Below are 19,212 nucleotides of genomic sequence, written 5' to 3'. Positions count from 1 at the left end.
AGCAACTGCAGGATGGACTGCGCCAATACATTCACTACTACAATCATGACCGCATCAAGCTCAAACTAAAAGGGCTGAGTCCTGTGCAATACAGGACTCAGCCCTTTCCGGCCTAGCCATCAACCGTCCAACTTCTGGGGGTCAGTTCAGTCGCGTGGCTTTTTTCGTAGAACTACGAAGTACGTACTCAGTACGGCGTGGCCATATCGTTGGCCACACGCGCCCGGTCGCCCACGCGCAGGTTGCCGATATTGCTCTGGGTCACGGTGGCCATCCGGCCATCGTCCAGCCGCACGTTMACGCGATACACGGTCTGCGTATTGCTGCCCGCCCGCTTCTCGATCTGGTTGCCGGCCACGGCGCCCGCCACGGCACCGCCGATGGTCGCCACGGTCTGGCCACGCCCGCCGCCGATCTGGTGACCGAGCAGGCCGCCCGCCGCGCCGCCGATCACGGTGCCGAGCAGGCCCGAGCTGCCTTGCGTGGAGTTGATCGGCTCGATCGACTCCACGCGGCCCGTGAACACCGAGCCCGCCGGAGCCTGGTAGGTGCTCTGGTTCGGGTCCTGATAGCCCGTGTTCGGCGGGGCGTTGTTGTAGTTGCCATAGCCGTTGTAGCCGGGCTGCGCGCACCCTGCCAGGGTGGCCGCACAGGCCAGCGCGCCAAGGGCCAGCCATGATTTGCTGCGATGTTGCTGCATGGATAAGTCCTCCTCTATCGCTTGTTTGACATGCCAACGCGCGGTGGGCAGGCGCCGCGCGTCCTGCCAATATGAGGCGAACCGGCTCACAAGGTTCCGCTGTGTCCGACAAACACCGACACCGCAGACAAGGCGATTGACGAGGGCATCACACTACGGGCCGCCGCCACCTTGTATAATGCGGCCCTCCAAGGAAGCGTGGCCGAGTGGTTTAAGGCAGCAGTCTTGAAAACTGCCGATGGGGTGACCCATCCGTGAGTTCGAATCTCACCGCTTCCGCCAGACAATAAAAAACCCCGCCATTCAGGCGGGGCGAAGGACTGCAGTGGAGCATTGACCCCCCACGGTGATTCGGTCCTGGCGCTTATTCCAGCGTGATCTTGCCCTGCTCGATCACGGTCTTCCAGCGCTTCAGTTCTTCGTTCTCGAACTGGACGAACTGCTCCGGCGTGTTGGCGACGATCTCGAAGCCCTGCTCGCCCAGCTTCTTCTGCATCCCCGGCTCCTTGAGCGCGCTGACCAGCGCGCCGTGCAGGCGCGACTTCACGTCGGCCGGCAGGCCCTTCGGGGCGGCCACGGCCTGCCACGAATAGACTTCCACATCCTTGACGCCGGCCTCGGCCATCGTCGGCACGTCCGGCAGCAGCGCCGAGCGCTTGTCCGACGTAATCGCCAGCGCGCGCAGCTTGCCCGTGCGGATGTGCTGGATGACCGCGTTGAGGTTCTGGAACGAGACATCGACCTGGCCCGCGAGCAGGTCCGAGATGGCCGGCGCACCGCCCTTGTACGGCACGTGCAGGCCGTCGGTACCGCTTTTCTGCCAGAACAGCGCCGCGGTCAGGTGGTCAGACGACCCTGCGCCCGAGGTAGCGAAGCTCACCTTGCCCGGGTTCTTCTTCATATGCGCAACCAGCTCGGCCAGGTTCTTGGYYGGGAAGTTCGGGTTGGCCACCAGCACGTTCGGCGCGCGCACGGCCACGGTCAGCAGGTCGAAGTCCTTGGCCGGGTCGTAGGCCAGGTTCTTCTGGAGGAACGGGTTGACCGCGTACACGCCGATCGAGGCCACCAGCAGGGTGTAGCCGTCGGCCGGGGCACGCTTGACGAAGGTCGCGCCGATCGCGCCCGTGGCGCCGGGGCGATTGTCGATCACGAACGGCTGGCCCAGCTTGTCGTTGAGCGGCTGCGCCAGCACGCGGGCGATGGTGTCTGACGACCCACCGGCCGGGAACGGCACCACCATCGTCACCGCCTTCTGCGGCCAGGCCGTGCCAGCCGCCACGGCCGCACTGCTGACCGTGGCGCCCACGGCCAGGGCGACGAATACACCGGCAATCCGGCGGAACAGCGTCTTCTGTTTCAGCATTGTCTTGTCTCCTGTCTTACTGTCTTATCTTTAATGCTTGAATCCGTGATCGGACGCGTTACCGGACCATGCACGGCGCCTTGTTGTTGAACTTCCACCCCGGGATCAGGAACTGCATGGCGATGGCGTCATCGCGCGCGCCCAGCCCCTTCTCCTGATAGAGACGGTTGGCGCGTGCCAGCGCGTCCATGTCGAGTTCCACACCCAGCCCCGGCGTCTTGGGCACCTGCACCAGGCCGCCCTCGATCTTCAGCGGGCTGCGCGTCAGGTGCTCGCCGTCCTGCCAGATCCAGTGCGTGTCGATGGCGGTCACGCGCCCCGGCGCGGCGGCGGCCACGTGGGTGAACATCGCCAGCGAAATATCGAAATGGTTGTTCGAGTGCGAACCCCAGGTCAGGCCCCACTCCGCGCACATCTGCGCCACGCGCACCGARCCCTGCATGGTCCAGAAGTGCGGGTCGGCCAGCGGAATGTCCACCGAGTGCAGGCGCACCGCGTGGCCCATCTGGCGCCAGTCCGTGGCAATCATGTTGGTGGCGGTCGGCAGGCCGGTGGCGGTGCGGAACTCGGCCATGATCTCGCGGCCCGAATAGCCGTCTTCAGCGCCGCAAGGGTCTTCGGCGTAGGCCAGGATGCCGTGCTTGTCGCGGCACAGGCGGATCGCGTCGGCCAGCAGCCAGCCGCCGTTCGGGTCCAGCGTCACGCGCGCCTTGGGGAAGCGCTCGTGCAGCGCGATGATGGCTTCCATCTCCTCGTCGCCGCTCAGCACGCCGCCCTTGAGCTTGAAGTCGTTGAAGCCGTAGCGCTCGTACGCGGCCTCGGCCAGACGGACGACGCCCTTGGCGTCCATCGCCACTTCATTGCGCACGCGGAACCATTCGTTGTCGCCATCGGGCTCGGTGCGGTAGTCGAGCGTGGTCTTCTGGCGGTCGCCCACATAGAAGAGGTAGCCGAGCATCTCCACGGCGTCGCGTTGCTGGCCCTCGCCGAGCAGCGCGGCCACGGGCACCTGCAGGTGCTTGCCGAGCAGGTCGAGCATCGCCGCCTCGATCGCCGTGACGGCGTGGATGGTGATGCGCAGGTCGAAGGTCTGCAGGCCACGGCCGCCGGCGTCGCGGTTGGCGAACGTCGCACGCACCTTGTTCAGCACGGCCTGGTACTGGCCGATCGGCTGCCCAACCACCAGCGGACGCGCATCCTCCAGCGTCTGGCGAATGCCCTCCCCGCCCGGCACCTCGCCCACGCCGGTATTGCCGGCGCTGTCCTTGAGGATCACGATATTGCGGGTGAAGTACGGGCCGTGCGCGCCGGACAGGTTCATCAGCATGCTGTCGTGGCCCGCCACGGGGACGACAGTCAACTCGGTGACGACGGGCGTGACGCCGCCGGCGGCATGTTGGGATGCGGTCATGTGGATCTGTCTCCGAAAACGCGTTTCAGGGTGATGCCGGGTTCGCGCTCCACATCGAGACTGCGCCCTGCTTGTGATGTTTGGCCGCCATACGCAACAGATCGATGCCGATTATGGCAAGGGGTCTCGCAAACCTGTGCGTTATCTGTCATCGTATGACTTACGACGCAGTATAATGAGCGCATCTTGCGACGGTCAATACCTCAGTTTCCCCTACCCATGTCCAATGTCCCGATAACTTCGCCCGCTCCCCTGCGCCGCCGCGGCCGCACGCTTGCCGAGGAAGTAGTGGGTAACCTGACCGAGAGCATCCAGCAGGGCCAGATCAAGCCCGGCGACAAGCTGCCAACGGAATCCGAGATCATGGCCACGTTGGGCGTGAGCCGCACAGTGGTGCGCGAGGCACTTTCGCGCCTGCAAGCCAGCGGCCTGGTCGAGACCCGCCATGGCATCGGCACCTTCGTGCTGGCCCGCCCGGTGGAGACCCATTCGCCGTTCCGCATCGACCCCTCGGCCATGGTCACGGCCATGGACGTGCTGGCGATGCTGGAATTCCGCGTCAGCCTGGAAGCCGAGGCCGCGAGCCTGGCCGCCACGCGGCGCAGCGACGAGCAGCTCACGGCCATCCGCMGCGCGCTCGACGACATGAAACGCAAGGCTTCCGAAGGCAGCGACGCCGTGGGCTCGGATTTCGAGTTCCACCTGTCCATCGCGCGCGCCACCGGCAACCGCTATTTCACGGACATCATGGGCCACCTCGGCACGATGGTGATTCCGCGCAGCCGCCTGCAGGTCAGCACGCCCGAGCGCGAGCAGTACCTGGAGCGCGTCAACTTCGAGCACGAAAGCATCTACGATGCGATYGAGCGCCGCGACCCCGAGGCCGCCAAGGCCGCCATGCGCATGCACCTGACCAACAGCCGCGAGCGCCTGCGCAAGGCTTCTGCCCTGGCAGGCTCCTCCGCTTCTTCCGCCTGACGCCATGCGCGCGGCCCCTTCGGTAATTGGGGGCGGCGCGGTTGCGGGCGACTTTCCGWTGTCATATGATGTCTTATGACATGTTTCTGATACGACGCAGGATCGATACACCATGACTCTTACCGGCGAGATGCTGATCGGCGCGAATGCCGTACGCGGCACCGAAGACACTTTCCAGGCCATCAACCCGGCCACGGGCGAGACTCTGGCCCCGACGTTCCACGGTGGCAATGCCGCCGATGTGGACCGCGCCTGCCAACTGGCCGAGGCGGCTTTCGACACGTATCGTGCGACCACGCCCGAGCAGCGCGCGCGCTTCCTCGAATCGATCGCCGAAGGCATCGAGGCACTGGGCGATGAACTGGTCCAGCGCGCGCACGCCGAGACGGCGCTGCCGATCGCCCGCCTGCAGGGCGAGCGCGGCCGTACCGCCGGCCAGCTGCGCCTGTTCGCACGTGTGGTGCGCGACGGCCGCTGGCAAGACGCCACGCTCGACAGCGCCCTGCCCGAGCGCACCCCGCCGCGCCCCGACCTGCGCATGCAGAACATCCCCGTCGGTCCGGTGGCCGTGTTCGGCGCCAGCAACTTCCCGCTCGCGTTCTCGGTGGCCGGTGGCGATACCGCTTCCGCGCTGGCCGCAGGCTGCCCGGTGGTCGTCAAGGCCCACCCGGCGCACCCGGGCACCTCGGAACTGGTCGGACGTGTGATTCAAAAGGCAGTTGCCGATAACGGCCTGCCGGAAGGCGTGTTCTCGCTCGTGATGGGCGCCGGCATCGCCATCGGTACCGCGCTGGTCGCCCATCCGGTGATCCAGGCCGTGGGCTTCACCGGCTCGCGCACGGGCGGTATGGCGCTGGTCAAGGTCGCCAACGAGCGTCCGCAGCCGATTCCGGTCTACGCCGAGATGAGCAGCATCAACCCGGTCTACCTGCTGCCCGAGGCACTGGCCGCGCGCGGCGAAGCCATCGCACGTGACCTGGTGGATTCGCTGGTGATGGGCGTAGGCCAGTTCTGCACGAAYCCCGGCCTGCTGCTGGCCATCGAAGGCCCGGCGCTGGACGCCTTCCGCGCCGCCGCCGTGGCAGCGGTGTCGGCCAAGGCCGCCGGCACGATGCTGACGCCGGGCATCCATCAGGCGTTCGAGCGTGGCGTTGCCCAACTGTCCGCCGTGGAAGGCCTGACCCGCCCGGGTTGCGGCCTGGCAGGCACGGGTCCGAACCAGGCCCGTCCGGCGTTCTTCGAGACCTCCGCCGAACGCTTTATCGCCGATCACCGCATGCATGCCGAAGTGTTCGGCCCGTCGACGGTGCTCGTCACCTGCCGCGACGTGGACACGCTGCTGGCCGTCACCCGCATCCTGGAAGGCCAGCTGACGGCCACGGTGCAGGCCGATGCCGGCGATAAGGCCGTGGCCGCGCGCCTGCTGCCGGCGCTGGAACGCAAGGTGGGCCGCGTGCTGTTCAACGGCTACCCGACCGGCGTGGAAGTGTCGTTCGCGATGGTGCACGGCGGCCCGTTCCCGGCCACGTCGGACACCCGCACGACCTCGGTGGGCGCTTCGGCGATCGACCGCTTCCTGCGTCCGGTGTGCTACCAGAACGTGCCGGCCGCCCTGCTGCCGGCCGCCGTGCAGGATGGCAACCCGCTGAACCTGTGGCGYCTGAAGGACGGCGAACTCGGCCGCGCCTGAGCCGCGTCGTTGTTCTGATGGACGAAAAAACGGCCGCGCAAGCGGCCGTTTTTCATGGCGGAGGGCGCTCCAGCCGCGATCAKGCGATCAGGCGGCCACCCGCATCGGCGCCGAACTCGGCGTGGTGACGGGCGACGACACCGGCGGCGGAATCACCGGCGCATTGCCGCGCGAGCGCCCCGAGCTCAGGTAGTCGGCAATCGACTCCTGCGTGACTTCGCCCAGGTAGACACCATCGCCGTCCACCACGGGCAGCCAGCTCGTGTTGTGCTGGTACATGCGCGACAGCACGATGCGCAGGTGCTCGTCGAACGCGGCGCTGACCGCGAACGGGCGCAGCACATCGGCGCAGCTACCGCCCTTGGCCAGCGCGTTGCGCACGTCGCGGCGCGTGACGTAGCCCAGCGCGCGCTGCGCCTCATCGATCACAGGCAGGTGGCGCACGTCGGCTTCGTCCATCACGCCGAACGCTTCGGCCAGCGACATGTCCGGACGGCAGCTCGGCGGCATSGTCGCCGCATCGCCCGCGCGCACCAGCAGCAGGCGCTTGAGCGTGTTGTCATGGCCGACGAAGGCCTGCACGAAGTCGTCCGCCGGRTGGGCCAGCAGCGCGTCCGGATGGTCGAACTGCACCAGTTGCCCGCGCCGGAACACGGCCACCTTGTCGCCCAGCTTGATCGCCTCGTCGATGTCGTGCGACACCATGATCACGGTCTTGCCGAGCTGCCGCTGCATCTGGAAGAACTCGTTCTGGATGCTCTCCCGGTTGATCGGGTCCACCGCGCCGAACGGCTCGTCCATCAGCAGCACGGGAGCGTCCGCCGCCAGCGCGCGGATCACGCCGATGCGCTGCTGCTGGCCGCCCGACAGCTCGCGCGGGTAGCGCCCCAGCATCTTGTCCGGGTCGAGCTGCACCATCGACATCAGCTCCCGGGCGCGCTCGCGGCAGCGGCGCTTGTCCCAGCCGAGCAGGCGCGGCACGACCATGATGTTTTCCTCGATCGTCATGTTCGGGAACAGGCCGATCTGCTGGATCACATAGCCGATCTTGCGGCGCAGCGCCACGCCGTCGATACCGGCGGTGTCCTCGCCCTCGATGCGGACCGTGCCCGAGGTGGGCTCGATCAGCCGGTTGATCATCTTGAGCGTGGTGGTCTTGCCGCAGCCCGAGGGGCCCAGGAAGACGCAGATCTCGCCCTTGGGTACCGTCATCGAGACGGCRTCCACGGCGCGCACTTCCGTGCCGTCCTTCTGGTGGAARGACTTGGTGAGTTGGTCGAGTTCGATCATGGTTGGCGGATTCCTTTCGGCGTCAGCGCGCGCTGCAGGGCTTGCAGGCCGGCGTCCGCCACAATGGCGAGCACGCTGACGAGGACCGCGCCCACGGCCAGCTTGCTCATGTTGCTCTGGCTGATCGCTTGCAGGATCAGCACCCCAAGGCCACCGGCGCCAATGATGGCGGCAATGGTGGCCACGCCGATGTTCATCACCACGGCCGTGCGCACGCCGCCCAGGATCACCGGCACGGCCAGCGGCAGGTCCACCAGCCGCAGGCGCTGCCAGGTGGTCATGCCGATGCCACGGCCGGCCTCCTGGATGCCGGGATCGACATTGGCCAGCGCCGTGTAGGTGTTACGCATGATCGGCAACAGCGAGTACAGGAACACGGCGGTCACGGCCGGCACGTAGCCGAGCGCGTGGCCGAAGCGCGCGAAGATCGGGATCATCAACCCGAACAGCGCGATGGACGGCAGCGTCAGCACCACCGTGGCCAGCGCCAGCAGCGGCGTGGCCAGGAAGCGGTGACGCGTGATCAGGATGCCGAGCGGCACGCCGATCAGGATGGCCAGCCCCACGGCGGAGCCCACCAGCGCCAGATGCTCGCCGGTCAGCCGCAGCAGCGTCGGCCAGCTATGCGCGAGATAAGTCAGCAAATCCATGGGCGGCTCCTCAAATCAGTCCGTGGCTGCGCAGGAAGTCTCCTGCCACCTTGTCCACCGGCTGCTGGCCGATATCGACCTGATAGTTCATGTCGGTCATCGCCGCGTTGTCCAGCTGGGCGGACAGCGCGTTGAGCAGGCCGGCCAGTTCCGGCCGCTTGTCGAGCACGGCCTTGCGCACCACGGGCACGGCGTTGTACGGCGGGAAGAAGTGCAGGTCGTCTTCCAGCAGCACGAGGTCGAAGCCCTTCACACGGCCATCGGTGGTGTAGACCAGGCCCAGATCGACCTGATTGTTCTTGAGCGCGGTGTAGACCAGGCCGGGATCGAGCTGGATCACGTCCTTGCGGCCCAGCGGCAGCTGGTAGGCGGCCTTGAGCGGCTCCAGGCCGTCCGGGCGCGCGGCGAACTCCATGTCCACGGCGAACGGGCGGGCCTTGTCATCGGCGGCCTTCTCGCGCAGCTTGGCGGCGTAGGCGGACAGCGTGGTCAGGCCCGGCTCGGCGCGCTCCTTCGGCATGGCCAGCGCGTAGGTGTTGTTGACCTTGGAGGCGTCCAGCCAGATCAGACCCTTGGCGGCGTCCAGCTGCTTCACGCGTGCGTAGCTCTGCTCGGCGTCCAGCTTTTCCTCGACCTTGTTGAAGACGATCAGCGCGGTGCCGGTGTAGTCCCACACCACGTCCAGCTGRCCGGACTCCATGGCCTGGCGCATCAGCGTGCTGCCCAGGCCCGAGGTGACTTCCGTGTTGATGCCCTTGGCGCGCAGGTACTGCGTGGTCATCGACGACAGGATCAGCTGCTCGGTGAAGTTCTTGCCGCCCACCCGCACAGGCTCGCCGGCCGGCTGTTGCGCGCGGGCGGGCGCGGTGCCCAGCAGCACGGCGGCAGCCGCCACGCCCACCACGGCGAACAGCCAGAACAGCCGGCGCTCCCAGTTTCGTTGCATTCCCATGTAATTCGACTCCTCAGTACGCCAGMCCGCGGCGGCGCAGATAGATATGGCCGGCCGTGGCGAACAGCGCGTCCAGCAGCAGCGCGAGCAGCGCGGTGGCCGCGGCGCCCAGCAGCAGCAGCGGCTGGTTGTTCAGGTAGATGCCCGGGAAGATCAGCTCGCCAAGGCTGTTGGCGCCAATCAGGAACGAGAGCGGCACGGTGCCCACGTTGATCACCAGGCTGATGCGCACCCCGGCCAGGATCACGGGCAGCGCGTTGGGCAGTTCCACGCGCACCAGGCGCTGGCACGGCGTCATGCCAATGCCGCGCGCGGCCTCGCGCAGCGCCGGCGARACGTTGCGCAGCCCTTCGTACGTATTCCGCACGATGGGCAGCAGCGACGCCAGCCACAGCGCCAGCACCGCCGGGCGCTCGCCAATGCCGAGCACCGCCAGCGCAAGCGCCAGCACGGCCAGCGACGGCACGGTATTGCCGATATTGAAGATCTGCATCAGGCGGTCCGCCCAGCGGCGCATGCAGGGCCGGCTCAGCGCGATGCCCGCCGGCACGCCGGTGACGAGTGCCATCGCCATCGAGATCGCGACCAGACGCAGGTGGTCGCCTACGTCGTAGAACAGACGCTCGTGATACTGATGGATCACATCCACACCAATCCACGCGACCAGACCGGCCAGCGCGGCGGCAATGACACCGCTCCAGGCCAATGCCCGGATGGTTTGCTTCGACATATTCCCCCTTTCCAACGCCGGGGGCGGCACCATGAGCATCAGGCGCCACTTCCCGGAAGCGGAAAACAAAAGGGCCGGCGGTAGTTCGGATGGGTGCCCGCCGGGGCCCGGTTCAGATTGCCTTGCCGCCATGACTGGCACGATTGCCAGCGGACGGACTTGTGGCTGCCACGCGAGGGGCGGGACAGCCTTGTGAAGGGGATTCGCGCGGTACAGCGGTGGGTGCGAATCGCCCGGTAGCGGCGCAATCGGATCAGTTCGATCCGGCTTGGCCAGTGGCGGCGACTGGTGTCGTTGTGGAAACGCGCTTCGGTGGGCGCCGCCGGTCAATCGGCCGTTGCTGGACAAGGGATCGCGGGGATTCCGGCACAAACCGGACCACAGCAATTTCCAGCAACGGATGACAAAGAGAGCGCTATTCTACACAACTTCTGTCAATCTGTCATCTTCGCGTTTTCCCAGATGGTTTCAGGCGCCTTCTTCGGCCATCTGGCGGCGATCTTTCGGCTTCTAAAACGCCGGCCAGTCCGTTGCAGCCATGCACTGACTGGGCGCTCATTTGCAACACGATTGGAACAATCTGTTGCCCGCCCGCCGTCTACCGCTTTGCCACCAAACCCCTACATTTACGGGTATGCAGAGACGGCCGAGGGCCGTCCGCCACAGGAGAAACCACAACATGGAAACCCGCACTCTCGCCACCGTTCCGGCCACCGCCCAGGAGACSGTTGAGCGCTCGCGCACCGTCGATCGCGTGGTGCGCGGCATTGCCACGTCCGATGGCGCCGGGGTGAAGCTCACCCGCGTGCTGACGCAGAACCTGCAACGCCGGCTGGACCCGTTCCTGATGCTCGACGCCTTCGGCACCGACAACAAGGACGACTACATCGGCGGCTTCCCCGATCACCCGCACCGGGGCTTCGAGACCATCACCTACATGCTGGCTGGCCGCATGCGTCACCGCGACAGCGCCGGCAATGAAGGGCTGCTCGAAGGCGGCGGCGCGCAGTGGATGGTGGCTGGCTCCGGCGTAGTGCACTCGGAACTGCCCGAGCAGGAAGACGGCCGCATGGAAGGCTTCCAGCTCTGGCTGAACCTGCCCGCCGCGGACAAGATGACCACGCCGTGGTACCGCGACATGCCGGCGGCGTCGATCCCGACTGTGGCGCTGCCTTCCGGCGGCACCGTACGCGTGCTGGCCGGCGCCTCCCACGGCGTGGCCGGGGCCATGACGCGTCCGGTCACCGCGCCGATCTACCTCGACGTGAACCTGCCTGCCGGGCAGACCTTCACGCAGGCAGTGCCGGCCGGCCATAACGCCTTTGTCTATGTGCATCAGGGYGAAGTGCGGATCGGCGATGCCGTGGTGGAAGCGCAGCGCATGGGCGTGCTCGACAACGCCGGCGGGGCCGATGGCGTGGTCGTGACCGCCACGCAGGATGCCCAGTTCCTGGTGATTGCCGGCCAGCCCCTGAACGAGCCGATCGCGCAGTACGGMCCGTTCGTGATGAACACGCAGGAACAGATCTACCAGACGCTGGCCGACTTCCGCGAAGGSCGTTTTGGCGTGGCAGCCAATGCCTGACCGGCGCTAATTTGCGCTAGCCGGCGCTAACCTCCTCCCCTGCCCCGGCCATGCGCCRGGGCCCTTGCTGACCGCCGCCCTGTCCTCGTGACAGCGCGGCGGTTTTTTCTTGCCCGCGTGCTCGGCACGCGACTTGCAACCTGCCTGTAACCGTTGTGGGGCATGGCCTGCGGCCGGAAACGGGCCGCCGAACCCCCGCGCACTTATATAATCCACAGCAAATTCCGGGCATCACGACACCATGATGATGACAACCTGCCGCGCGGCGATGCTGCGCCACGCACAGCCGCTGTCACGTGCCTGATCTCAACGTTGCTGCCACAACAATCCGAGCCGCCTCAGTGACATTACAACTTCCCCCCAGGCTGGCGCTTGCCCACATCACCAAGCGCTATCCCGGCGTGACCGCCAATGACGACGTGAGCCTCTCCGTCGCCCCCGGCGAGATCCACGCTGTTCTTGGCGAGAACGGCGCCGGCAAATCCACCCTCATGAAGATCATCTTCGGCGCGGTCCGTCCGGACGCCGGCGAGGTGCACTTCAACGGGGCGCCGGTCGCCATCGCCAGCCCGCACGATGCCCGCAACCTGGGCATCGCCATGGTCTTCCAGCATTTCTCGCTGTTCGACACGCTGACCGTGACCGAGAACATCGCGCTCGGCCTGCCGCCGAAGGAAGTCGGCGGGATGAAGCAACTGGCCGAACGCATCCGCGACACGGCGGCGCGCTACGGCCTGCCGCTGGAACCGAACCGCCACGTGCACACGCTGTCCGTGGGCGAGCGCCAGCGCGTGGAGATCGTCCGCGCGCTGCTGGCCCGGCCGCAACTGCTGATCCTGGACGAGCCCACCTCRGTGCTGACCCCGCAGGCTGTGGAGACGCTGTTCGTCACGCTGCGCCAACTGGCCGAGGAAGGCACCAGCATCCTCTATATCAGTCACAAGCTCGACGAGATCCGCGCGCTGTGCCATCACGCCACCGTGATGCGGATGGGCCGGGTGACGGGCGTCTGCGACCCGCGCGCGGAAAGCGCGGCGTCGCTGTCGCGGCTGATGATCGGCGGCGAGCCGCCGCGCGAGGCCCGCGTGACCACCGAGCGCGGGCCGGTGCGGCTGGCCGTGCGCGACCTCTCGGTGCCGCGCGCCCACGCCTTCGCCACTGAATTGCAACAGATTGCGCTCGATGTGCATGCCGGCGAGATCGTCGGCATCGCCGGGGTGTCCGGCAACGGCCAGCAGGAACTGCTGGCGGCGCTCTCCGGCGAGGACCCGCGTGGCGCGGCGGGCAGCGTGCAGATCGACCAGCAACCGGTGGGCCGGCTCGACGCCGCCGCGCGCCGCCGCGTAGGGCTCGCCTTCGTGCCCGAGGAACGGCTAGGCCGGGGCGCGGTGCCGGGCATGAGCCTGTCGGCCAATACCCTGCTGTCGCACCAGACGCCGCCCTATGTGCGTGGCGGCATGGTGTCGCCGAAGGCGGCCGAGGGGCTGGCGGCCGGCATCATCAGCCGCTTCCGCGTCAARGCCAGCGGGCCGGCGGCGCTGGCGCGCAGCCTGTCGGGCGGCAATCTCCAGAAATTCATCGTCGGACGCGAGATCGAAAGTGGTCCGAAAGTGCTGATCGTGGCGCAACCGACCTGGGGCGTGGACGTGGGCGCCGCCGCACAGATCCACAACGAAATCCTCGCGCTCAAGGCCACCGGCTGCGCCGTGCTGGTGGTGTCCGAGGAACTCGACGAGCTGTTCGGCCTGTGCGACCGGCTCCATGTGATGGCCAAGGGCCACCTGTCGCCGTCGATTCCCGTGGAATCGGCCACGCGCGAGCAGGTCGGCCTGTGGATGAGCGGCTTATGGGAGGGCGGGCCGGCCAGCGAACGGCCGCACGCCACCACGGAGGGGGCTAGCCATGGCTGATCTCCGCTCCCCGCTGACGCTGGCGCCGCGCGGCGCCCCGTCGCGCCCGATGGCCTATGCCTCGCCGCTATTCGCGCTGGTGCTGACGCTGCTGTTCGGCGCGCTGCTGTTCCTGGTGCTCGGCAAGGACCCGGTGGCCGCGCTCAAGGTGTTTTTGGTCGATCCGCTGAAAGACAAGCGCGCGATTGGCGAAGTGCTGCTCAAGACCGTACCGCTGGTGCTCTGCGCGCTGGGGCTGTCGGTCTGCTACCGGGCCAATGTCTGGAATATCGGCGCGGACGGGCAGCTGATCCTCGGCGGCATCTTCGCCGGGGCCGCCGTGCTCTATTTCGACACRCCGGGCCACACCATCTCCGGGCCSGCGGTGCTGGTCATYGCCGGGCTGGCCGGCATCGTCGGCGGCATGGCCTGGGCGGCCATCACCGCGCTGCTCAAGGACCGCTTCAACGCCAACGAGATCCTGGTCTCGCTGATGCTGACCTACATCGCCCAGCAGTTGCTGCTGTGGGTCGTCAACGGACCGCTGAAGGACCCGGCGGGGATGAACTTCCCGCAGTCGAAAGTGTTTTCGTCCGAGTTCCTGCTGCCGAACCTGCTGTCCGGCTCGCGGCTGCACGTAGGCTTCCTGGTCATGCTGGTGCTGGTGGCCGCGATGACGGTGTTCGTCTTCCGCAGCTTTGCCGGCTTCCGGCTCCAGGTGGGCGGCACYGCCCCGCTGGCGGCGCGCTAYGCGGGGTTCTCGTCGCGCAAGGCGCTGTGGAGYGCGCTGATGATCTCGGGCGGCACCGCCGGGCTGGCAGGCGCGTTCGAGGTGACGGGGCCGATCGGCCAGCTGCTGCCGTCGATCTCGCCCGGCTACGGCTTCACGGCCATCATCGTCGCCTTTGTGGGGCGGCTGCATCCGGTGGGCGCCGTGTTCGGCGGCATCGTCATGTCGCTCTTCTATATAGGCGGCGAGATGGCGCAGTCGCGGCTGGGGCTGCCCTCGGCCATCGGCTGGGTGTTCCAGGGCATGCTGCTGTTCTTCCTGCTGGCGTGCGACACGCTGATCGACAACCGGCTGCGCTGGCGCGCCCGGGCCGCCTGAACCGGAGCCGATAACAATATGGAACAACTCGCTCCCCTGATCGCCACGGCGATCAACGCCGGCACCCCGCTGCTGCTGGCCGCGCTGGGCCTGCTCGTCAACGAGCGCGCCGGCGTGCTCAACCTCGGCGCCGAAGGCATGATGCTGGTGGCCGCCGCGTTCGGCTTCATGGTCGGCTACCAAACCCAGTCGCCGATGCTCGGCTTCGCGGCTGGCGCGCTGGCCGGCATGCTGATGGCTTCGCTGTTCTCGTGGCTGGCGCTGGTGCTGGCCACCAACCAGGTGGCCACGGGCCTGGCGCTGTCGATCTTCGGCACGGGCCTGTCGGCCTTCATGGCGCAGCGCTTCGTCGGCTACGCCATGCCCGCGCAGGCCAAGTCGGTGCCGTTCCTGGCCGACCTCCCGTTCGTCGGGCCGGCCTTCTTCCAGCATCACTGGATGGTGTATTTCAGCATTCTGCTATGTGCCGCGATCACCTGGTTCCTGTTCCGCACACGGGCCGGGCTGACGCTGCGCGCGATTGGCGAGTCCCCGGAGTCCGCCCATGCGCTGGGCTACCCGGTGCGCTGGATCCGCTTTGGCGCGCTGCTGTTCGGCGGCGCCTGCTGCGGGCTCGCGGGCGCCTACCTGTCGCTGGTCTATACGCCGATGTGGGTGGAGAACCTCGTCTCGGGCCGGGGCTGGATCGCGCTGGCGCTGACCACCTTCGCCACGTGGCGTCCGGGCCGGGTGCTGGTGGGTGCGTGGCTGTTCGGCGGCGTGACCATCCTCCAGTTCTATTTGCAGGGCATTGGCGTGTCGGTGCCGTCGCAGGTGCTGTCGATGTTGCCATACGCGGCCACCATCGTCGTGCTGGCGCTGATTTCGCGGAACCCGGCGTGGATCCGGCTCAATATGCCGGCCTCGCTGGGCAAGCCGTTCCGCCCGGGCAATGCCTGATGTTTCCGTTTTTTCGAGCCAACCAGTAGTCAAAACCAAACGCATCACAAGACGTTTTTCAAGGAGAGATCGATGATCGTGTCACGCAGGACCACCCTGGCAGCCCTGGCCGCCACCGCCGTACTGGCCCTGGCCGGCTGCGGCAAGAAAGAGGCCGACAAGCCGGCCGAGWCGGCAGGCCCGGCCTCCGCGCCGGCAGCCGCCGCCAGCGAACCGCTCAAGGTGGCGTTCGTCTAYATCGGCCCGGTGGGCGATGCCGGCTGGACCTTCGCCCATGACACCGGYCGCAAGGCGGTGGAAGCCAAGTTCGGCGACAAGGTGAAGACCTCGTTCGTCGAGAACGTGCCCGAGTCCGCCGCGGACGCCGAGCGCGTGTTCCGCGACCTGGCCAGCCAGGGCAACAAGCTGATCTTCGGCACCACGTTCGGCTATCAGGAATCGATGCTGAAGGTGGCCAAGGAATTCCCGGACGTGAAGTTCGAGCACGCCACCGGCTTCAAGACCGCCGACAACCTCGCCCAGTACGACGTACGCACCTATGAAGGCGCCTACCTGGCTGGCGTGGTGGCCGGCAAGATGAGCAAGTCGGGCAAGATGGGCGTGGTGGCGTCGGTACCGATTCCCGAGGTCATCCGCAACATCGACTCGTTCGCGCTCGGCGCGCGCAGTGTGAACCCCAAGGCCACCGTCAAGGTGGTGTGGGTGAACAAGTGGTTCGATCCGGGCAAGGAGCGCGAGGCCGCCACCACCCTGATCGGCCAGGGCGTGGACATGCTGATGCAGAACACCGACTCCGCCGCCGTCGTCCAGACCGCGCAGGAGAAGGGCGTCTACGCGTTCGGCTGGGACAGCGACATGAGCAAGTTCGGCGAAAAGGCCCACCTGGCCGCCTCCGTCATTAGCTGGGGCGTCTACTACAACAAGGTGGTGGAAGACGTGCTGAACAAGCAGTGGAAGAACAGCACCACGTGGTGGGGCCTCAAAGAAGGCATGATCGACCTGAARGGTTTCAACGCCGTGGTGCCGGATGACGTGAAGGCGCTGGTCGCGGAACGCAAGAAGGGGGTGATCGACGGCACCGCCCCGATCTGGAAGGGTCCGCTCAAGGACAACGCCGGCAAGGAACAGCTGGCCAAGGATCAGGTCGCCGACGACAAGTTCCTGCACGACATCAAGTTCTACGTGGAAGGCGTGGAAGGCAACGTGCCGGGCTGATCGCCGGTTTCAGGCCTGACTGACCGCCCCTCCGTCCGCTGCCTCGGGCGGAGGGGAACTTGAATCCCCCTGCATCGGCCCAAGTTATCCCTGCATGCGCACTGGCTGCGCGTGTTGCGCATGTTGCGTGTGGATAAGGAGGCCCATATGTGGAAGCGAATTTCGGCCCTGTGGACGCTGGTGCGCCGCGACGGCCGCCTGCTCTGGTTCGCGCTGCGTCATCCCGACGCGCCCGCGTGGCTCAAACCCGCCGCGCTGGGGCTGGTGTTCTACGCCATCTCCCCGATCGACCTGATTCCCGATTTCATCGCCGGGCTCGGCATTGTCGATGACGTGGTGCTGATWCCRCTGGCCGTCCACCTGATCCTGAAGCGSCTGCCGCCGCACATCCTGCGGCAGGCGACGATGCGCGCCACCGCGACCACGATCCGGCCGCGCTGACGGCAACGTCTGTCCCGACTCAAGCCGCCGGCGTTCCGGCGGCTTTTTCGTCTTCGAAGCAGTGCCGCGCGAGTTCCACCAGCAGCAGTTCGGCCGTGGCGAGGTTGGTCGCGCACGGCACATTGTGGACATCGCACGCCCGGACCAGCGCGTTGATGTCCGGTTCATGCGGCTGCGGGGTCATCGGATCGCGCAGGAAGATCACCGCGGTCACCCGGCCCTCGGCCAGTTGCGCGCCGATCTGGAGATCGCCGCCCCACGGGCCGGACAGCATGCGCTCCACCTCGAGGCCGGTTTCAGCCGCGATGCGCCCACCGGTGGTGCCGGTGGCCAGCAGGTCGCAGCGCGCCAGCATCTCGCGGTGACGGCCGGCAAAGGCGACGATGTCGTCCTTCTTGTGATCGTGGGCGATCAGCGCGATGCGCGGCTTGCCCATCAGAACGTCCCCGGGTACGCGCCGCCGTCCAGCAGCACGTTCTGGCCCGTCATGTAGGCGGCCTGCTTGCTGCACAGGAACGCGCAGGTCGCGCCGAACTCGGCCGGCTCGCCAAAACGGCGCGAGGGGTTGGCGGCGGCGCGCTTGGCGGCCACTTCCTCCACGCTCAGGCCGGCCTTCTTGGCGCCGCCTTCCATCGTCTTGAACAGGCGGTCCGTGTTGAACGGGCCGGGCAGCAGGTTGTTCACGGTCACGCCGTGCTGCGCCACTTCGCGCGCCAGGCCGGCCACGAAGCCGGTCAGGCCCGAGCGTGCGCCGTTGGAGAGACCCAGCACGTCGATCGGTGCCTTGACCGCGCCGCTCGTAATGTTGACGATGCGGCCCCACTTGCGCGCGATCATGCCGTCCACGGTGGCCTTGATCAGCTCGATCGGGGTCAGCATGTTGGCGTCGATGGCGGCGAGCCAGGCGTCGCGGTCCCAGTCGCGGAAATTGCCGGGGGGCGGGCCGCCGGCGTTGTTCACGAGGATGTCGAGGTCGCCGAGCTTGGCCACGGCGTCCAGCGCGAGCTTGCGGCCCTCGGGCGTGGTGATATCCGTGGCCACGGCCAGCACGCGGCGGCCGTATCGGGCACGCAGGTCGGCGGCGGCCTTTTCYAGCGCATCGGCGCCGCGCGCCACGATCACGACGTCCACACCTTCGGCCGCCAGCGCGTCGGCGCACGCAAACCCGAGTCCCTTGCTGGCGCCACACACCAGCGCATGCTTACCGCGCAGTCCGAAATCCATCGCTTGCTCTCCTTCCTTGGTTGCTAAAACCGGGCGCCGGCTCTTGATGCGGCGTCCCGGTTGCTCTCGAAAATATTCAGGCCCGGCGGCTCGACAACAAATACATGCCGCCCAGCACCAGCGTGCTGCCGGCGATCTGCCAGCCCGTGATCGGCTCGCCGAGCAGCCAGAAGGCCAGCAGCAGCGTCGACACCGGGCCGATCATGCCCGCCTGCGACGCCATCGGCGCCCCGATGCGCGCCACCGCGATCATCGTCAGTGACACCGGCAGCACCGTGCAGAACACCGCATTGATGAGTGACAGCCACATCACCGGGGCCGGCTGCGCCAGCGCCGCCAGCGGACGGCCCAGCGCCACATACTGCACCACGCAGCAGGCCGTGGACACGCACATCGCGTAGGCCACCAGCCGCAGCGAGCCGACGCGCTTGACCAGCTCGCCGCTCAGGATCAGGTACACACCATACGACAAGGCGCTGGCCAGCACCAGCGCGCCGCCAAGCCAGACTTGCGCGCCGCTCACGTCGAGGTCATGGGCGAACACCAGCACGATGCCGGCATAGGCCAGCAGCAGCGACATCCACTGCCGGGCGTGGATCGGCCGATGGAACACCAGCGCGGTGGTCAGCAGCACGAAGGACGGCGTCAGGAACAGGATCAGCCGCTCCAGGCCGGCGGTGATGTACTGCAGGCCGAGGAAATCGAGAAAACTGGACAGGTAATAGCCGATGAAGCCCAGGAAGACCACCCGGCCGCGATCGGCCCAGGACAGCGCCGGCAGCTTGCGTGCCTGCCACCAGCCGATGGCCATGAACAGCGGCACCGCGAACAGCATGCGCAGCGTGATGACCATGACGGCATCGACGCTATATCGGTACATCAGCTTGGCCACGATGGCCTTGGCGGAAAACAGCACGGCGCCGACGGCCGCGACGGCGAGCCCGTAGCGCTGCGGCGCGGGCAGCTCGGCGGGCGTGGACAGGGACTTCTGGGAAGCGGGCACGGGAGACGCAGGGTTCGGATGCCGGCCGCAGTCGCGAGGGGGTG

The 19,212-nt window shown here is 67.3% G+C and carries 19 protein-coding genes and 1 tRNA gene; 10 read left to right on the top strand and 10 right to left on the bottom strand.

Features of this window, described 5'->3' with window-relative positions:
• Positions 1-116: IS3 family transposase (locus AB4Z27_RS19930; RefSeq protein WP_441592170.1), on the top strand; the 116-nt coding region annotated here is incomplete at its 5' end.
• A 71-nt stretch (positions 117-187) separates the two neighbouring features.
• Here AB4Z27_RS19930 and AB4Z27_RS19925 read toward each other — a convergent pair.
• Positions 188-700, bottom strand: a complete 513-nt coding sequence (locus tag AB4Z27_RS19925) for a glycine zipper 2TM domain-containing protein (RefSeq protein ID WP_092292229.1) — start codon at positions 698-700, stop codon at positions 188-190.
• 192 nt (positions 701-892) lie between these two features.
• Between AB4Z27_RS19925 and AB4Z27_RS19920 the strand changes: the two genes are divergently transcribed.
• Positions 893-982: transfer RNA gene (locus AB4Z27_RS19920), tRNA-Ser, on the top strand.
• An 82-nt stretch (positions 983-1,064) separates the two neighbouring features.
• Here AB4Z27_RS19920 and AB4Z27_RS19915 read toward each other — a convergent pair.
• A complete protein-coding gene (locus tag AB4Z27_RS19915; protein ID WP_441645063.1) occupies positions 1,065-2,063 on the bottom strand; it encodes a Bug family tripartite tricarboxylate transporter substrate binding protein in 999 nt (332 codons plus the stop codon).
• Between the two features lie 58 nt (positions 2,064-2,121).
• Complete coding sequence (gene gudD, locus AB4Z27_RS19910) at positions 2,122-3,474, bottom strand: glucarate dehydratase (protein ID WP_092292225.1); 1,353 nt, start codon at positions 3,472-3,474, stop codon at positions 2,122-2,124.
• A 219-nt stretch (positions 3,475-3,693) separates the two neighbouring features.
• On the opposite strand from gudD, the gene AB4Z27_RS19905 reads away from it, so the two are divergent.
• Both AB4Z27_RS19905 and AB4Z27_RS19900 read left to right on the top strand, forming a co-directional pair.
• Positions 3,694-4,452 carry a FadR/GntR family transcriptional regulator gene (locus tag AB4Z27_RS19905; RefSeq protein ID WP_441645062.1) on the top strand — a complete coding sequence of 253 codons (759 nt, stop codon included), beginning with the start codon at positions 3,694-3,696 and terminating at the stop codon, positions 4,450-4,452.
• A 112-nt stretch (positions 4,453-4,564) separates the two neighbouring features.
• On the top strand, positions 4,565-6,142 hold the full coding sequence (locus tag AB4Z27_RS19900; RefSeq protein WP_092292221.1) for an aldehyde dehydrogenase (NADP(+)): 1,578 nt from the start codon (positions 4,565-4,567) through the stop codon (positions 6,140-6,142).
• Between the two features lie 87 nt (positions 6,143-6,229).
• Here AB4Z27_RS19900 and AB4Z27_RS19895 read toward each other — a convergent pair whose 3' ends face one another.
• From AB4Z27_RS19895 to AB4Z27_RS19880, 4 genes are read right to left on the bottom strand one after another with little or no spacing between them, the layout of a single operon-like run.
• Complete coding sequence (locus tag AB4Z27_RS19895; RefSeq protein ID WP_092292219.1) at positions 6,230-7,432, bottom strand: osmoprotectant ABC transporter ATP-binding protein OsmV; 1,203 nt, start codon at positions 7,430-7,432, stop codon at positions 6,230-6,232.
• Entirely contained in the window at positions 7,429-8,082 is a 654-nt protein-coding gene (locus AB4Z27_RS19890; RefSeq protein ID WP_092292217.1) for an ABC transporter permease, read from the bottom strand. The genes AB4Z27_RS19895 and AB4Z27_RS19890 overlap by 4 nt, the downstream gene beginning before the upstream one ends.
• A 10-nt stretch (positions 8,083-8,092) precedes the next feature.
• Entirely contained in the window at positions 8,093-9,034 is a 942-nt protein-coding gene (locus tag AB4Z27_RS19885) for a glycine betaine ABC transporter substrate-binding protein (RefSeq protein ID WP_092292215.1), read from the bottom strand.
• A gap of 13 nt (positions 9,035-9,047) precedes the next feature.
• Positions 9,048-9,764, bottom strand: coding sequence for an ABC transporter permease (locus AB4Z27_RS19880; protein WP_092292213.1), 717 nt, complete (start codon positions 9,762-9,764; stop codon positions 9,048-9,050).
• Between the two features lie 679 nt (positions 9,765-10,443).
• On the opposite strand from AB4Z27_RS19880, the gene AB4Z27_RS19875 reads away from it, so the two are divergent.
• From AB4Z27_RS19875 to AB4Z27_RS19850, 6 genes are all read left to right on the top strand, one after another.
• A complete protein-coding gene (locus AB4Z27_RS19875; RefSeq protein ID WP_441593624.1) occupies positions 10,444-11,349 on the top strand; it encodes a pirin family protein in 906 nt (301 codons plus the stop codon).
• A gap of 341 nt (positions 11,350-11,690) precedes the next feature.
• Positions 11,691-13,259: an ABC transporter ATP-binding protein gene (locus AB4Z27_RS19870; RefSeq protein ID WP_092292209.1), complete on the top strand. Its 1,569-nt coding sequence runs from the start codon at positions 11,691-11,693 to the stop codon at positions 13,257-13,259.
• A complete protein-coding gene (locus tag AB4Z27_RS19865; RefSeq protein ID WP_092292207.1) occupies positions 13,252-14,346 on the top strand; it encodes an ABC transporter permease in 1,095 nt (364 codons plus the stop codon). The genes AB4Z27_RS19870 and AB4Z27_RS19865 overlap by 8 nt, the downstream gene beginning before the upstream one ends.
• Before the next feature lie 18 nt (positions 14,347-14,364).
• On the top strand, positions 14,365-15,285 hold the full coding sequence (locus AB4Z27_RS19860) for an ABC transporter permease (RefSeq protein ID WP_092292205.1): 921 nt from the start codon (positions 14,365-14,367) through the stop codon (positions 15,283-15,285).
• A 72-nt stretch (positions 15,286-15,357) separates the two neighbouring features.
• Complete coding sequence (locus AB4Z27_RS19855) at positions 15,358-16,500, top strand: BMP family ABC transporter substrate-binding protein (protein ID WP_441645061.1); 1,143 nt, start codon at positions 15,358-15,360, stop codon at positions 16,498-16,500.
• Between the two features lie 147 nt (positions 16,501-16,647).
• On the top strand, positions 16,648-16,941 hold the full coding sequence (locus tag AB4Z27_RS19850; protein WP_092292201.1) for a YkvA family protein: 294 nt from the start codon (positions 16,648-16,650) through the stop codon (positions 16,939-16,941).
• 19 nt (positions 16,942-16,960) lie between these two features.
• Here AB4Z27_RS19850 and AB4Z27_RS19845 read toward each other — a convergent pair whose 3' ends face one another.
• The 3 genes from AB4Z27_RS19845 to AB4Z27_RS19835 form a co-directional block, all read right to left on the bottom strand.
• Positions 16,961-17,380: a methylglyoxal synthase gene (locus AB4Z27_RS19845; protein ID WP_092293269.1), complete on the bottom strand. Its 420-nt coding sequence runs from the start codon at positions 17,378-17,380 to the stop codon at positions 16,961-16,963.
• Positions 17,377-18,165 carry an SDR family oxidoreductase gene (locus AB4Z27_RS19840; RefSeq protein WP_092292199.1) on the bottom strand — a complete coding sequence of 263 codons (789 nt, stop codon included), beginning with the start codon at positions 18,163-18,165 and terminating at the stop codon, positions 17,377-17,379. Before AB4Z27_RS19840 ends, AB4Z27_RS19845 begins: the two co-directional genes overlap by 4 nt.
• 76 nt (positions 18,166-18,241) lie before the next feature.
• Positions 18,242-19,129 (bottom strand): DMT family transporter, encoded by an 888-nt coding sequence (locus AB4Z27_RS19835; protein ID WP_092293267.1) that lies wholly within the window; start codon positions 19,127-19,129, stop codon positions 18,242-18,244.
• Positions 19,130-19,212 lie beyond the last annotated feature (83 nt).

Origin of the sequence: Cupriavidus sp. KB_39 (assembly GCF_052114485.1) — a bacterium.
Lineage (GTDB): Bacteria > Pseudomonadota > Gammaproteobacteria > Burkholderiales > Burkholderiaceae > Cupriavidus.
Note: the sequence above shows the minus strand (reverse complement) of the source record. Positions and strands in the feature narration are given on the sequence as shown.

Excerpts from the sequence above, each read along its gene's own strand:
- AB4Z27_RS19890 (WP_092292217.1), bottom strand. The coding sequence starts at position 8,082 with ATGGATTTGCTGACTTATCTCGCGCATAGCTGGCCGACGCTGCTGCGG.
- AB4Z27_RS19860 (WP_092292205.1), top strand. The coding sequence starts at position 14,365 with ATGGAACAACTCGCTCCCCTGATCGCCACGGCGATCAACGCCGGCACC.